The organism is Microbacterium sp. NFH-22A-Y (assembly GCF_021401375.1).
Lineage (GTDB): Bacteria > Actinomycetota > Actinomycetes > Actinomycetales > Microbacteriaceae > Microbacterium > Microbacterium hominis.
This window is the reverse complement of sequence record NZ_JACBGF010000001.1, coordinates 101,301-115,336: the sequence shown is the minus strand read 5'-3', so window position 1 is coordinate 115,336 and position 14,036 is coordinate 101,301. Positions and strand designations below refer to the sequence as shown.

The 14,036-nt window shown below is 72.3% G+C and carries 12 protein-coding genes; 5 read left to right on the top strand and 7 right to left on the bottom strand.

The window, feature by feature from the left end; translation table 11 throughout:
- Positions 1-4: 4 nt before the first annotated feature.
- Genes gtfA through L0965_RS00500 form a run of 5 tightly spaced genes read right to left on the bottom strand, consistent with a single transcriptional unit; the run spans position 5 to position 5,654 of the window.
- The gene (gene gtfA, locus L0965_RS00520) at positions 5-1,486 is read right to left on the bottom strand and encodes a sucrose phosphorylase (protein ID WP_101305286.1); all 1,482 of its coding nucleotides are present in this window, start codon (positions 1,484-1,486) and stop codon (positions 5-7) included.
- A 42-nt stretch (positions 1,487-1,528) separates the two neighbouring features.
- On the bottom strand, positions 1,529-2,500 hold the full coding sequence (locus L0965_RS00515) for an alpha/beta hydrolase (protein ID WP_101305285.1): 972 nt from the start codon (positions 2,498-2,500) through the stop codon (positions 1,529-1,531).
- Positions 2,497-3,321 (bottom strand): carbohydrate ABC transporter permease, encoded by an 825-nt coding sequence (locus tag L0965_RS00510; protein WP_101305284.1) that lies wholly within the window; start codon positions 3,319-3,321, stop codon positions 2,497-2,499. Before L0965_RS00510 ends, L0965_RS00515 begins: the two co-directional genes overlap by 4 nt.
- Positions 3,321-4,283: a carbohydrate ABC transporter permease gene (locus L0965_RS00505; RefSeq protein WP_061782430.1), complete on the bottom strand. Its 963-nt coding sequence runs from the start codon at positions 4,281-4,283 to the stop codon at positions 3,321-3,323. The genes L0965_RS00510 and L0965_RS00505 overlap by 1 nt, the downstream gene beginning before the upstream one ends.
- A gap of 3 nt (positions 4,284-4,286) precedes the next feature.
- Positions 4,287-5,654 (bottom strand): ABC transporter substrate-binding protein, encoded by a 1,368-nt coding sequence (locus L0965_RS00500; protein WP_232783962.1) that lies wholly within the window; start codon positions 5,652-5,654, stop codon positions 4,287-4,289.
- Positions 5,655-5,789: 135 nt separating this feature from the next.
- Here L0965_RS00500 and L0965_RS00495 point away from each other — a divergent pair, with 135 nt between their 5' ends.
- Positions 5,790-6,857 carry a LacI family DNA-binding transcriptional regulator gene (locus L0965_RS00495; protein WP_198553662.1) on the top strand — a complete coding sequence of 356 codons (1,068 nt, stop codon included), beginning with the start codon at positions 5,790-5,792 and terminating at the stop codon, positions 6,855-6,857.
- A 10-nt stretch (positions 6,858-6,867) separates the two neighbouring features.
- Here L0965_RS00495 and L0965_RS00490 read toward each other — a convergent pair whose 3' ends face one another.
- Complete coding sequence (locus tag L0965_RS00490; protein WP_060960218.1) at positions 6,868-7,386, bottom strand: adenine phosphoribosyltransferase; 519 nt, start codon at positions 7,384-7,386, stop codon at positions 6,868-6,870.
- A 474-nt stretch (positions 7,387-7,860) separates the two neighbouring features.
- On the opposite strand from L0965_RS00490, the gene L0965_RS00485 reads away from it, so the two are divergent.
- The 4 genes from L0965_RS00485 to L0965_RS00470 all read left to right on the top strand — a co-directional run bounded on the left by L0965_RS00485 (position 7,861) and on the right by L0965_RS00470 (position 12,840).
- On the top strand, positions 7,861-9,543 hold the full coding sequence (locus L0965_RS00485; protein WP_101305282.1) for a glycoside hydrolase family 13 protein: 1,683 nt from the start codon (positions 7,861-7,863) through the stop codon (positions 9,541-9,543).
- A 1-nt stretch (position 9,544) separates the two neighbouring features.
- Positions 9,545-10,549, top strand: a complete 1,005-nt coding sequence (locus L0965_RS00480) for a LacI family DNA-binding transcriptional regulator (RefSeq protein WP_101305281.1) — start codon at positions 9,545-9,547, stop codon at positions 10,547-10,549.
- 168 nt (positions 10,550-10,717) lie between these two features.
- Complete coding sequence (locus tag L0965_RS00475; protein ID WP_101305280.1) at positions 10,718-11,941, top strand: amidohydrolase; 1,224 nt, start codon at positions 10,718-10,720, stop codon at positions 11,939-11,941.
- Between the two features lie 215 nt (positions 11,942-12,156).
- Positions 12,157-12,840 carry a hypothetical protein gene (locus tag L0965_RS00470; RefSeq protein ID WP_223848781.1) on the top strand — a complete coding sequence of 228 codons (684 nt, stop codon included), beginning with the start codon at positions 12,157-12,159 and terminating at the stop codon, positions 12,838-12,840.
- Positions 12,841-12,886: 46 nt separating this feature from the next.
- On the opposite strand, the gene L0965_RS00465 is transcribed toward L0965_RS00470, so the two are convergent.
- Positions 12,887-14,002 carry a VanZ family protein gene (locus L0965_RS00465; RefSeq protein WP_101305278.1) on the bottom strand — a complete coding sequence of 372 codons (1,116 nt, stop codon included), beginning with the start codon at positions 14,000-14,002 and terminating at the stop codon, positions 12,887-12,889.
- Positions 14,003-14,036 lie beyond the last annotated feature (34 nt).

Sequence of the window (14,036 nt, the reverse complement as noted above, 5' to 3'; positions counted from 1 at the left end):
GCTCTCACGCCCCGGCGAGCAGCTCGTCGACGGTGCGTCGCCAGTCGGCATCCCCGTCGGTCGCCGTCAGCGTGAAGCTGCGCTGTGCGACGTCGAGCTCCACCGTCACACGATGCGCGCCCTGCTCCCACCGGAGCAGGCCACGGGTGTCGGCGAGGTCGGCCGTGAACGCGCCGTCGAAGGCGGGATGGGCCGCCCGCAGACGCAGCAGCTCCCCCAGCGCCCGCACGACGGGGCGTTCGAGCTCGAGGTCGATCTCGTCGGCGGTGTAGTGGTGGCGGTTCACGTCGCGGCCGACCCCCGTCGCACGCAGCAGCTCGACGTCGTTGCGGCCCGCGAACAGTCCCACGTAGTACACCTGCGGGATGCCGGGAACCATGAGCTGGACGAGTCGGGCGAGCAGGTAGGCGCGGTCGTCGGCGCCCACGGCGTCGTAGTAGGTGCAGTTCACCTGGTACAGGTCGAGGTTGGATGCCGCGGCTCCCGTCGCGAGGCGACTCGTGCCGCCGCTCGCGTCGTGGATCGCCTCGACGAGCGCGTCGATCTGCGCCGGGGCGAGCAACCCCGGGACCCCCGGCTTCAGGTCGCTCTCGCCCACGTCGACGATGCCGATGCCGTCGTGCGTGTCGAGCACCGTGATCGTGTTGGCGGGGCGCACGTCGAGCCACTGCGCGAGGGGACGCAGGTCGTGCGCGTGCAGAGCGTGCAGCAGCAGCGGCGGCAGCGCGAAGTCGTAGACGTAGTCCACGCTGCGGGCGATGTCGATCTGCTGCGTGAAGTGCCCGTGCACCTCGAGCAGCACCTGCATGCCCCGGTCGTGGGCGAGCTCGAGGATGCGTCGCGTGTACCGATCGGTGGATGCCGTCATGAAGCAGTCGGTGCCCGCTTCCTTGCCCGTGTAGCCCACGGCATCCAGGCGCAGCATCGTGACACCGGCGGCGCCGAGCGCGTCGAGCACCGAGGTGAGGTAGTCCCAGGCGACCTCGGTGCGCAGGTCGATGTCGACCTGGTCGGCGGTGAAGGTCGTCCAGACGAGACGCTTGCGCCCGCCCAGCTCCATCACGGTGAACGGCAGACCGGGCCGCGGGCGGTAGATGCGGGCCAGGTCGTCCTCGCGGGCGCCGTCCGGGAAGACGGCGTCGAGCGTGAGGAACATCGGCGCCCAGGGCGAGGCGTCGCCGCGACGGCGCACGTCCAGGAAGGCGTCGGAGTCGGCCGAGACGTGGTTGACGATCACGTCGCTCATCACGACGGCGTCGCCGCTGAGCGCGCGGACGTCGTCCCACGTGCCCAGCCGCGGATCGATGCGGGTGTGGTCGCGGGGGTCGAAGCCCGCGTCGACGCCGTCGAACGGGGTGAAGTAGGGCAGGAGGTGGATGCCGCCGAACATCCCCGACAGTCGTGTGTCGAGCATCTCCTGCACGCCGGCGACGGTTCCGGCGAGGCGGTCGACGTAGGTGATCAGCTGCGGGGGCGTGCCGTTCATGACGGGGTTCTCTCTCTGGGTTCTCGGGTGGGATGCGGAGCGCTACGCGCGCCGGAGGAGACGTCGCAGCCACGCGCGGCGAGCGCGGCGGGCTTCGCGCGACAGCGGCAGCCACGGCGCCATGAGGTCGAACGCGTGCGTGCCGCCCGGCCACACGTGCAGCTCCGCGTCGCCCCCCGCGCGCCAGATGGCATCGGCGAACGCGACGCACTCGTCGCGGAAGGTCTCGGCGGAGCCGACGTCGATGAAGGTCGGCGGCAGACCCGCGAGGTCGTCGGCGAGCGCGGGCGAGGCATAGGCCGACACGCGGCCGGCTCCGTCGGCGCCGCCGAGGTACGCGGCCCAGGCGACCTCGTTGGCCGCGCGGTCCCACGACCCGTGGCCCGCCATCTGGATCGCCGACGCCGACGCCGATCGGTGGTCGAGCATCGGCGCCTGCAGCAGCAGGCCGGCCGGCCGGGGACCGCCGTGGTCGCGGGCGTACAGTGCGAGCGCCGCCGCGAGGCCCGCCCCGGCGCTCACCCCGGTGAGGACGATGCGGTCGGGGTCGATCTGCGCGGGCGCGTCGGGACCGGCCAGCCACCGCAGGGCGGCCATGGCGTCGTCGAGCGCGGCGGGGAAGGGGTGCTCGGGAGCGAGCCGGTAGTCGACCGACACCACGGCGCAGCCGACGCGGTCGGCCATCGCGGTCACGGCGGGCATCTCCGAATCGGGGGTGCCCGACACGAGGCCGCCGCCGTGCAGGTGCAGCAGCACGGGTACCGGGCGGGGGCACTCCACCGGCAGCGAGACCACGACGGCCACGTCGCCCGTCGCGCCCGGGATCGTGCGCGCGGCGCGCGTGAACGCTCCGTGCTGCGTGAGGTCCGTCATCGGTGCCACCGTCGCGCTCTCGCGCACCCGCACGATGTCGTCGGGGGTGATCGAGACGACGATGTCGTCGAGCTCGTCGAAGGCGCGGGCGACACCCGGGTCGAGCGGCGGCCGCGGGCGGGCCGACGGCGGCGGCGTCATCCCTTCACCGCACCCTGGAGCAGCGCCGCGACGAACTGCCGCTGGAACACCAGGAACACGATCAGGGTCGGCAGCAGGATCAGGATCGACCCGGCGCACAGCAGCGGGATGTCGGTGCCCCACTGACCCTGGAACGCGCCGAGGGCACCGGCCATCGTCCGCTTGGTCGGGTCGTCGACGAGCACGATCGCGAGGAGGAACTGGTTCCACGTCCACAGGAACAGCAGGATCGCGAGCGAGGAGATCGCCGGACCCGACAGCGGCACGTGGATGCGCCAGAACAGCTGCCAGGTGCTGGCGCCGTCGGTGCGGGCGGCCTCGGTCAGCTCGTGCGGCATGTTGACGAAATGCGCCCGCATCCACATGACGGCGAACGGCATGAACAGGCCGATCAGCGGCAGGACGATCGCCCACTGGGTGTTGAGGAGCCCGTAGCTGCGGATCTGGTAGTAGATCGGCACGATGATGCCCTCGATCGGGAGGGTCAGTCCCAGCACGAACACGACGAAGAGGGTGCGCGACAGCGGCACTTTGAGGTGCCCGAGCGCGAAGCCGGCGAGCGTCGCGGCGAACAGGCTCACGGGCACGACGCCGAGCTCGATGAGGATGCTGGAGCCCAGCATCTTCAGCATGTCGGCCGACTGGAACGCGAGGAGGAAGTTGTCCCAGTGCGGCTCGTCGGGCCAGGACAGGCCCGCCGGGTAGGTCCCGGGGGCGTGCAGCGCGGTCACGAACAGCGAGATGAACGGGATGATCGTCAGCGCCATGACGACGATGAGCAGGAGGCGGCCGGTCCACACCTCGACGGCGGAGGTCTTCATCAGCTCTCGTCCTTTCCGCGGGTGAGCTTGTTCAGCGGCAGCACGACGGCGAGCACCAGCAGGGTGAGCACGACCGCGAGGGCGGAGGCCTGGCCGACCTGCCGCTCGAAGAACGCGAGGTAGTAGATCTCCAGACCCGGCACCATCGTGCTGCGGCCGGGGCCGCCCTGGGTGGAGATGTAGATGATGTCGAAGCTGCGCAGGGCCCCGATGACGGTGATGAGCACGGCGACGCCGAGCTCCTGCCGGATGGCGGGCAGGGTCACCGTGAAGAACTCGCGGATGGGCCCCGCGCCGTCGATGCGCGCGGCCTCGTAGAGGGCGGGATCGATCTTGGTCATGCCGGCGAGCAGCAGCAGCATGCACAGGCCGAGCGAGACCCACGCGCCGATCACGCCGACGGCGGGCAGAGCGGTGTCGAAGTCGCCGAGCCACGCGCGGGTGATCCCGCCGAGCCCGATCGCGCTGAGGAACTGGTTGACCGCACCGTCGGCGGCCAGCAGCCACGTCCACATGATGCCGGCGGCGACCAGCGGGATGACCTGCGGGAGGAACAGGACGGTGCGTGACACGGAGGCCAGACGACTGCCCCCGAGCTTGCGGATCAGCGCAGCGGCGACGAGCCCGACGGTCACCGGGATGATCGAGAAGTACAGGATGAGCGTCAGCGCGTTGACGATGGGTCCGAGCAGCTGCGCGTCGGTGAAGATGCGCACGTAGTTGTCGAGCCCCGCCCACGTGGCGGTCGTGACCCCGTTCCAGTCGTAGAACGAGTACTGCACCGTCGAGGCGAGCGGCACGAGCACGAAGAGCGCGTAGAAGACGAAGGCGGGTGCGATCAGCGCGAGACCGACAACCGCCTCCCGCGACCACCGCGCGCGTCGAGCGCGGTGGTCGCGGGCCGGGGCGGCCGCACGGTCCCGCGCAGCCCGGGCCTGCCCGGGCTGCGTGGACGTGCTCATGGGTCAGCCCTTCTTGCTGCTCAGATAGTCGGTCTGCACCTGGGTCAGAAGGCCGGCCGGGGTCTGCTTGCCCGCGAACAGCTCCTGCAGGTTCGGCGTGAGGCTCTTCGCGTAGATCGAGCCGGTGGCGTTGGCGATGAAGTCCATCGAACCGTTGTTCTGCGAGAGTTGCGCGCCCGCGGCCAGGGTCTCGGCCGTCACGGTGCCCTCCTTGACGGCGGGCATGAAGGCGTCGGCGGGACCCATGGGGTGCGAGCCGCCCTTCTCCACCGCGATGGTGCGCGCCGTCTCGTTCGTCGCGACCCAGTTGAAGAAGAACGCGGCGCAGTCGGGGTGCGCGGCCTTCGCCGACACGCCGTAGGTGAGCGGAGCCGACATGGCGCCGTTCTGGCCGCCCGCCTCGAGCGGGGGCGACAGGAAGAAGCCCACGTCGCCGGGCATCTGGGTGTCGAAGTTGCCCGACTCCCAGTCGCCGTCGAAGATGAACAGGCTCTGGCCGCTCGTGAAGCGGCTGATCATCTGGGAGTAGTCCATCGAGTTGGCGTCGTCGGCGAAGTAGCCCGCCGTGATCCACGAGTCGAGGTGCTCCGCGGCCTTGACGTTCTCCGGAGTGTCGATCGTGGCGTCGTCCTTGAGGAAGATCCAGTCGTTGATCGCGCTCGGCTTGCCATAGCTGGCCATCAGCGCCTGGAGCGGGAAGGCGAGACCGCCGGTCGCCCCGCCGTTGAACTGCGCGATCGGCGTGATCCCGGCATCCTTCGCCTTCTTCAGGTAGGAGTCGAACTCGTCGAGCGTCGTCGGGGCGGAGGTCATGCCGATCTGCGCGGCGAGCTTCTTGTTGTAGAAGACGCCGGTAACCGAGTAGTTGACGCCCATCGCGTAGAGGGAGCCGTCGCCGCGCTGACCCTTGTCGTTGACCCGCAGCTGCTCGAGCTGCGACGACGGCCACTGGTCCCACCCGTAGCCCTTGGCGTAGCCGTCGAGGTTGTAGAGCAGGTTGTCGTTCACGAGGTCGACGATCGTGGGGAGGCGCATGATGTCCGGCGGCGAGTCGACGAGCACACGCGGGGCGTTCTGCGTGATGACCGCGAACTGGTCTTCACGCGTGTCGAACGTGACGTTCGGGAACTGCTTGGTGAACTCCGCCGTGAGGTCGTTGAACAGCGGGAATCCGGTCTCGACGTACGCGCTGAGGGTGACCGGATCGGTTCCACAGCTCAGGACCACGTCGCTGGACGCGGCCGGGGTGCTGGAGGTGTCGGCCCCGGGAGGAGCGCAGGCGGTGAGGGCCACTCCTGCGATCACGGTCGTGGCGACGACAGCGGAGGCGCGCATGCGCTTCGTGTTCGACATCATTGTCTGCCTTTCCATGCAGTTTCTCGGTGCGAGGATGGAGTTTGCTGCTATACCGATTCAGCTCGCGTGCTAAAACGTACTAGCGGAGATCGACGCGCGCAACCCCCTCATCGAACCGGGGACGCCGACGACGGAATCAGGGAGGACCGCGTGGTCAGGAAACGGGTGACCCTGTCGCAGGTCGCACAGGAGGCGGGGGTCGCGGCATCCACGGCCTCGCTCGTGCTGGCGGGCCGCGCCGACGAGCTGCGCATCTCCGCCACGGCGCAGGAGCGCGTGCGCGAGGCGGCCCGCCGGCTCGGGTACCGGCCGAACGCGCTGTCGGCCGGCCTGCGCACCGGCTCCACGCGCACGCTCGGCTTCGTCTCGGACTCGGTCGCGTCGTCGCAGCTGGCCGGCGAGATGATCCGCGGCGCCATCGAGGCCGCCCGCGCCCGGGGCTACATGGTCTTCGTCGGCGAGACGGGCGGCGACGGCCAGCTCGAACGCGACCTGCTCGACGCGATGTTCGACCGCCAGGTCGACGGCATCGTGCTCGCCACCATGCTCACCCACGCCCGCACGATCCCCACCGCCGCGACGCGGATGCCGACGGTGCTGCTCAACATCGAACCCGACGGCGGCACCGATCTCGTGCAGGTGCTGCCCGACGAGTACCGCGCCGGCCGCGAGGCGGCGCGGCTGCTGGTCGACACGGGCCACCGCCGCATCCACCTCATCGGCGTCGGGGACGACCCGGCGCACGCGCACCCGTTCGCCCTCGCCGCCGCGCAGCGCCTGCGCGGCGTGCTGGACGTGCTGGCCGAGGAGGGGCTGCGCGTGGCATCCGCTCAGCCCGCCGGCCAGTGGCTGCCGCCCGAGGGCTTCCGCCTGACCACGGCGCTCGTCGAACGGGGCGAGCCCGCCGACGCCCTGCTGTGCTTCAACGACAGGCTCGCGATGGGCGCATACCAGGCGCTGCAGGAGGCCGGGGTACGGGTGCCCGACGACGTGTCGGTGCTGTCGTTCGACGACACCCCGTTCGCGCGCTGGCTGCGACCCGGGCTCACGACGTTCGCGTTCCCGCAGCGGGCGCTCGGCCGGCGGGCGACCGACGAGCTCATCGACCTGATCGAGCGCGCCCGCGAGGACGGGGACGAGGCCGGGGGCCCCGGTGGGGCCGTGCACCTGATCCCGCTGCCGCTGCGCACGCGCGAGTCGGTCGCCGAGCGCGGCTGACCGGGGGACCTCAGACCCGGAACACCGAGTGGACCGGACCGCACACCTCGCGTCCGCCGAGCTCGACCAGCTCCATGAGCACGGCGGTTCCCGCCAGCTGCAGCCCCAGCTCGTCCAGGAGCTGCTGCCCCGCGCGCAGGGTGCCGCCGGTCGCGAGGATGTCGTCGACGAGCAGCACGCGCGTTCCCGGGGCGAGGTCGGCGCTCATCTCGATCTCGGCCGTACCGTACTCGAGCGCGTAGGCGACCGACGCCGCGGGACGCGGCAGCTTCCCCGCCTTCCGGATCGGCGCCATACCGACGCCGGCCGCGATCGCGACGGCTCCCGCGAGCATGAAACCGCGGGCCTCGATGCCCGCGACGACGTCGAAGCGCCCCGCGAACGGCTCCACGACGGCATCCACCACCGTGCGCAGGGCGACGGCGTCGGCCAGCAGAGGAGAGATGTCGCGGAACAGCACCCCGGGTTCGGGGAAGTCGGGGATGCCGGCGATGAGCGATTCGGCGTGGGCGAGAGCCTCGGAAGTCACCGGTCAAGGCTAGCCGCCGGTACGCGCGGCCCCGCGCGCGGCGGCGCGGCCCGGGTTTGTCGGGGGCCGCGGCGCGGGGCGCGTGACGAACGTCGGAGTTTCGGTCGGGCCCGGGCTGGGTGGCGCCGTGTCGGCGGCGGCCGGCGGCGGACCTCCGACGCTCGTCACGGGGCCGGCCGGCGCGGCCCGGGTTTGTCGGGGGGCCGGGGCGCGGCGCGGCGGGGCGCCGGGTTAGTCGGGGGCCGCGGGGCGGGGCGCGTGACGAACGTCGGAGTTCCGGTCGACCCCGGGCCGGGTGGCGCCGTGCCGGCGGCGGCCGGCGGCGGATCTCCGACGCTCGTCACGGCCGGCCGGCGCGACCGCCGGGCGCCGCCACAGCGGGGTGCGGTGCGGCCCGACTGCCCGGGCTCCTGTCCGCCGCGCGCCCCGGGACCCGTGACCCCGTGCGCAAGCGCTTGCGCTATTCTGGTGCGCATGACGTCGCAGCTGACCTCCTCCCTTCCCGACATCGGCGAGAGCCGCCCGGGCGCCGAATGGTGGCGCACCGCGGTGATCTACCAGATCTACCCGCGGTCGTTCGCCGACGCGTCCGGCGACGGCATCGGCGACCTTCCCGGCGTGACCGCGCACCTGGACGACCTGCGCGCGCTCGGGGTGGACGCCGTGTGGCTGAGCCCCTTCTACCGTTCGCCGCAGAAGGATGCCGGCTACGACGTCGCCGACTACTGCGACGTCGACCCGCTGTTCGGCACGCTCGCCGACTTCGACGCCATGCTGGCCGCCGCGCACGACCGCGGCATCCGCGTGATCGTCGACCTCGTGCCCAACCACAGCTCCGACCGGCACGTCTGGTTCCAGGAGGCGCTCGCCGCGGCCCCCGGCAGTGCCGCGCGCGCCCGCTATCTGTTCCGCGACGGCAAGGGCGAGAACGGGGAGCTGCCCCCGAACAACTGGGAGTCGGTCTTCGGCGGCCCGGCCTGGACCCGCGTCACCGAGGCCGACGGCACGCCGGGCCAGTGGTACCTGCACCTGTTCGACACGAGCCAGCCCGACTTCGACTGGTCCAACCCCGAGGTGCAGGAGGAGTTCCGCGGCATCCTGCGGTTCTGGCTCGACCGCGGCGTCGACGGCTTCCGCGTCGACGTGGCGCACGGTCTGGTCAAGTCCGACGGCCTGCCCGACCACCTGCCCGCCGTGGATGCCGACAGCATGGGCGGCTCCGACGAGGACGTGCCCTACTGGGGGCAGGACGGCGTGCACGAGATCTACCGCGACTGGCATCGCGTGCTCGCGGCCTACGACGGCGACCGCGCCCTCTGCGCCGAGGCATGGCTGCCGACCGTCGACCGCACGGCGGAGTGGGTGCGCTCCGACGAGATGCACCAGGCGTTCAACTTCCCCTATCTGATGACCGAGTGGGATGCCGCGGCCATCCGCGAGGTCATCTCCGAGTCGCTGCGCGCGTTCCCCGCGGTCGGCGCCCCGGCGACCTGGGTGCTCTCCAACCACGACGTCGTGCGCCACGCGTCGCGGCTCGCGCTGACCGCCGAGAACCCGCAGGGCCACGGCATCGGTCCCGACTCCCCCGGCCAGCCGATCCCCGAGGTGGGGTTGCGCCGTGCCCGCGCGGCGACGGCGGTCATGCTGGCGCTTCCGGGCTCCGCGTACCTCTACCAGGGCGAGGAGCTGGGTCTTCCCGAGGTCATCGCGCTGCCGCCGGAGTCGCGGCAGGATCCGACGTGGTTCCGCACCGACGGCGAGCGCTACGGCCGCGACGGATGCCGCGTGCCGATCCCGTGGACGTCGGATGCCCCGGCCTACGGCTTCAGCCCCGACGGACAGTCGTGGCTGCCGCAGCCCGCCGAGTGGGCCACGCTCGCCCGCGATGTCCAGGAGGGCGACCCCGATTCGACGCTGTGGCTGTACCGCACGCTGCTCGCGACGCGACGCGCGGAGGGCCTCGGCGGGGCGAGCCTCGAGTGGCTGGACGGCTACGGCGACGACGTGATCGCGTTCCGCTCGGGCGCGGTCACCGTCATCGCCAACGCCGGCACCTCCCCGGTCGCCCTGCCGTCGGGCACGGTGCTGGTCGCCAGCGAGCCGTTCGACGGCGCGGAGCTTCCCGCCGATGTCGCGGTGTGGATGCTCGCGGACTGACATGACCGGCATCGAGGAGGTCGCGCGCGCCGCCGGCGTCTCCACGGCGACGGTGTCGCGCGCCCTCAGCGGCCGGGGCCGACTGTCCGAGGCGACCCGCGCACGCGTGCGGGCCGCGGCCGCCGATCTCGGGTATGTCGTGTCGGCCGCGGCATCCACGCTCGCCTCGGGGCGCGCCGAGAACATCGGCGTGATCGTGCCGTTGCTGGATCGCTGGTTCTTCGCGACGGTGCTCGACGGCATCGCCGCGCAGCTCGCGCCCCGCGGCTACGACATGACGCTCTACAACCTCACCGACGACCCCGCCCAGCGGCGCAACCTGTTCGAGACGTCGCTACGGCGGCGGCGCGTCGACGGCCTGATCGTGCTGTCGGTGGAGCTGAGCGCCGACGAACTGCGCCAGCTCGACGAGCTGCCCGTGCCGGTCGTGGGGCTCGGCGTGCCGCACGCCGAGCTGAACGGGCTGCGGGTCGACGACACGGCGGTGGGCCGGCTCGCGACGGCGCACCTGCTCGCGCTCGGGCACCGCGACATCGTGCACCTCGGCTGGAGCCTGCCCGACGATGCGGGCGAGACGCTCGACATCCCCACCCGGCGGCGTCGCGGGTTCGCGCAGGCGATGACGGATGCCGGGGTCACGGCGCCCCGTTTCGTCGCGGCCGACTTCACCGTCGACGGCGCGCGGCGCGTCGCGCGCGATCTCCTCGCGGGCCCCGACGCGCCCACGGCGATCTTCGCCGCGTCCGACGAGATGGCGTACGGCGTCCTTTCCGCGGCCCGCGAGCTGGGTATCGAGGTGCCCGGCCGGCTCTCGGTCATCGGCGTCGACGGGCACGAGCTGGGAAGTCTGTTCGACCTGACCACGATCGCGCAGTTCCCGCATGCCCAGGGCGAGCGGGCCGGTCAGGCGGTTCTCGCGGCCCTCGGCGTCGACGGGGTGCCGATACCCTCGGCATCCCTGCCCTTCGAGCTCGTCGCGCGGGGTTCCACCGCGCCGCCGCGCTGACCGGCCCGGCCGGCGGGCGCGCCGTGCTCGCTGTTCCGTATTCAGTCTCCGCCGCGGCCGCTCGGCGCCCGTGCCGCGGAACGACGCGGGCCGTGCCGGATGCCGCGGCCGCCCAGACTGAATACGGCATGGGCATGCCGTAACGCGACGCCGCGTACTCTCGATGGCATGAGCATCGACCTCGAAGCCCTCTACATCGACCTGCACCGCCACCCGGAACTGTCCTTCCAGGAGACCCGCACCGCGGGCGTCATCACGCGCGAGCTGACGGCGCTCGGGCTCGACTACGTCGAGGGCCTGGGCACGACCGGCGTCGCGACGAGCATCACCGGCACCGGCGCGGGCGAGGGCCCGGTCGTGTGGCTGCGCGCCGACATGGACGGCCTGCCCGTCGCCGAGCAGACCGGACTCGCGTACGCGAGCACGGCCCGCGGCGTCGACCCGGCGGGCACCGAGGTGCCGGTCATGCACGCGTGCGGACACGACATGCACGTGACCGCGCTGCTGGGGGCGCTGGAGCGGCTCGCCGCGACGCGCGAAGAGTGGTCGGGAACGGTCGTCGCCGTGTTCCAGCCCGCGGAGGAGTACGGCGCCGGGGCGCAGGCGATGATCGCCGACGGCGTGCTCGATCGCTTCCCGAAGCCCGACATCGTGCTCGGCCAGCACCTCACGCCGCTGCCCGCGGGCACCATCGGCGTGCGCCCGGGAACGCAGATGGCCGCCTCCGACGGCCTGACGGTGCGCCTCCTCGGACGCGGCGGCCACGGGTCACGCCCCCACGCCACGATCGACCCGGTCGTCATGGCGGCGGCGACCGTCATGCGCCTGCAGACCATCGTGTCGCGCGAGATCGATCCGCGGGAGATGGCCGTCGTCACCGTCGGCTCGATCCACGCCGGCCTGAAGAACAACATCATCCCCGCCGAGGCGAAGCTCGAGCTGAGCCTGCGCTACCCCGACGATGAGGCGCGCGCCGACGTGCTGGCACGGGTGGAGCGCATCGTGCGGGCGGAGGCCGCGGCATCCGGAGCGGAGCAGGAGCCGGTCATCACGACCGACCACTCGCTCCCGCCGACGATCAACGACCACGACGCCACCGCACGCCTGACCGCCGCCTGGGACCGCGCCTTCGGCGAGGGCACGGTCGTCGACCCCGGCATGTTCACCGGCAGCGAGGACGTCTCGTGGTTCGCCCGCGAAGCGGACGTGCCGCTCGTGTACTGGTTCTGGGGCGGGCTCGACCCCCAGCAGTTCGCGGATGCCGTGGCCCGCGGCACCGTCAACGAGGACATTCCCACCAACCACTCGCCGTTCTTCGCGCCGCTGCTGCATCCCACCATCGAGCGCGGGGTGGACGCGCTCGTCGTCGCCGCCCGGGAGTTCCTCGGATGAGCCTCGAAGACCTCTTCGGCCCTCAGCCGGACGAGCCGGAACGACCGTCACCGGCGGGGCGCGAACCGAAGCCCCCGCGCGAACCGAAACCCCCGCGCGAGCCCCGCCCGCCGCGCGAACCCCGCCCGCCGCGCGAGCCGAAACCGCCGCGCGAACCGCGCGATCCGAGTGACGGCCGATCGCGCGGCACGCTCGTCCTCGGCATCGTCGCGGGCGTGCTGGCCGTCGCCGTGGTGGCGGTGCTCGGCTTCGCCCTCACCCGCCCGTCCGACTCGGCGCAGCCCGCGGGTCCCGCGCCCGCCGATTCGTCCGCGGCGGCGTCGGTCCCGGCATCCACCCCGACGCCGACACCCAGCCCGACCGACGCGACCGCCCTGGGGCTCACGCTGTCGGCCACCGGCTTCACGCTGCAGACGAGCTCCGGGGCCCCGCTCACCTACCGGTGGGCGGACGATCCCACGGCCGCGATCGCCGCGCTGACGACGGCCTTCGGAGCCGCCCCCACCCAGCGGACGCAGGCCGGCGACGGCTCGACCCTGCCGGACTACACGGTGTACTCGTGGAGCGGCTTCTCGCTGTTCGAGATGGTGCCGACCGCGGCGCTCACGCGCGAGAGCTTCTCGCAGCCCGCCTACGCGCTGTTCACCGCGAACGAGGTCAACGGGGTCGCGATCACGGCGGAGTTCGGCCTGAAGATCGGCATGACCGCGGACCAGGTGCGGGCGCTGACGCCGCCGCCGGCGAGCGAGACGGCGCGCGCGTCCGGCAGCATCCGTTTCGGGTTCGACCCGCAGCGGTCCTCGTTCAAGAACGGCGTGCCGTCGTACAGTGTCTTCGCCGACACCGACGGCGCGGACGGCCCCATCGGGACGATCCTGTACTTCTACGCGCCGCAGTAGCCCCCGCCGACGGGGCGGCCGCCGGTCCGGTCGTCCCGTCCCGCATTCACGACTGCGGAGCGCCGTGCCCCGCCTCCGCGGAGGAGCCCTCCGGCGCGGTCGCCGCGACCGTCTCTCCGGCCCGACCGCTCTCGCGTGCGTCGACGAGCTGCTGGCCGGTCAGCAGTCCCGGCAGGCCGCGCCCGCCGCGCGTGGTGAACACGAGCACCACGGATGCCACGACGAACACGAACTGGGCGATCGACCAGGGCGCGGGCAGCAGCCCGAGCAGGAGGTACCCGCCGATCCCGGTCAGGAAGCGCAGCGGCCGTGACACCGGCGCCGGCAACGGCCCGCCCCGGTAGCGCAGCTCGACGGCGAGATCACCGGGTGTGCGGCCCGTCGCGAGCACCACGACGGCCCAGACCGCGATCGGCGACGCCGTCATGACGAAGCGGCCCGCGGCGCCGTCGAGCACGGCGGCGTGATCGCGCACGACGTACTCCAGGAACACCTGGACCGCGATCGCCGACCCATAGGCGACGAGGCCGCTTCCCAGCAGGTCGCAGAACATCGCGAGCAGTCGCCGCCCCCGCGTGACCGGATGCGGACGCGACCCGGCATCCGCCACCCGGCTGCCCCACAGGCGTCGGGGCACGAGGAAGCCGACCAGCGAGCCGACCACGGCGCCGACCGTGTTGGTCAGCAGGTCGTCGACGTCGAACACGCGGTACGCGCACGGGTACAGCCCCCACACGCCGGTCAGTTGCGTGGTCTCGATCGTCAACGACACGAGGGCGCCCGTGACGAAGGCCACGAGGATGCCGCGGCCGCCGAGCACCCGGAGGAAGAAGCCGAGCGGCGCGAACAGCAGCACGTTCAGCGCGAGCTGGAGGACGGCGAAGTCGGTGAGGCTCCGCGCACCGCGCAGGTCGTCGACGAACGCCCAGACATCGAGGTTGACCCCGGCGCAGGCGTACACCTCGGCGTCGGGAAGGGGAAGGAGCGTATACGTCCAGATGGCCCAGAAGTAGACGAGGGCGGCCGCCCACAGCGCGAAGCGGCCGACGGTGAGACGCCCGCGACGGCGGTAGCTGAGCGCCACGAACGGCACGAACAGCACGATCCCGACGACGAATCCGATGCCGATCGCGACCGCACCGGAGTAGACCTCATTCCCCATGCTCCGATCCTCTCAGCCGCGCGCGCGGATTCTC

Coding starts and splice junctions, on each gene's coding strand:
- gtfA (WP_101305286.1), bottom strand. CDS start 1,486: ATGAACGGCACGCCCCCGCAGCTGATCACCTACGTCGACCGCCTCGCC.
- L0965_RS00515 (WP_101305285.1), bottom strand. CDS start 2,500: ATGACGCCGCCGCCGTCGGCCCGCCCGCGGCCGCCGCTCGACCCGGGT.
- L0965_RS00510 (WP_101305284.1), bottom strand. CDS start 3,321: ATGAAGACCTCCGCCGTCGAGGTGTGGACCGGCCGCCTCCTGCTCATC.
- L0965_RS00505 (WP_061782430.1), bottom strand. CDS start 4,283: ATGAGCACGTCCACGCAGCCCGGGCAGGCCCGGGCTGCGCGGGACCGT.
- L0965_RS00500 (WP_232783962.1), bottom strand. CDS start 5,654: ATGGAAAGGCAGACAATGATGTCGAACACGAAGCGCATGCGCGCCTCC.
- L0965_RS00485 (WP_101305282.1), top strand. CDS start 7,861: ATGACGTCGCAGCTGACCTCCTCCCTTCCCGACATCGGCGAGAGCCGC.
- L0965_RS00480 (WP_101305281.1), top strand. CDS start 9,545: ATGACCGGCATCGAGGAGGTCGCGCGCGCCGCCGGCGTCTCCACGGCG.
- L0965_RS00475 (WP_101305280.1), top strand. CDS start 10,718: ATGAGCATCGACCTCGAAGCCCTCTACATCGACCTGCACCGCCACCCG.
- L0965_RS00465 (WP_101305278.1), bottom strand. CDS start 14,002: ATGGGGAATGAGGTCTACTCCGGTGCGGTCGCGATCGGCATCGGATTC.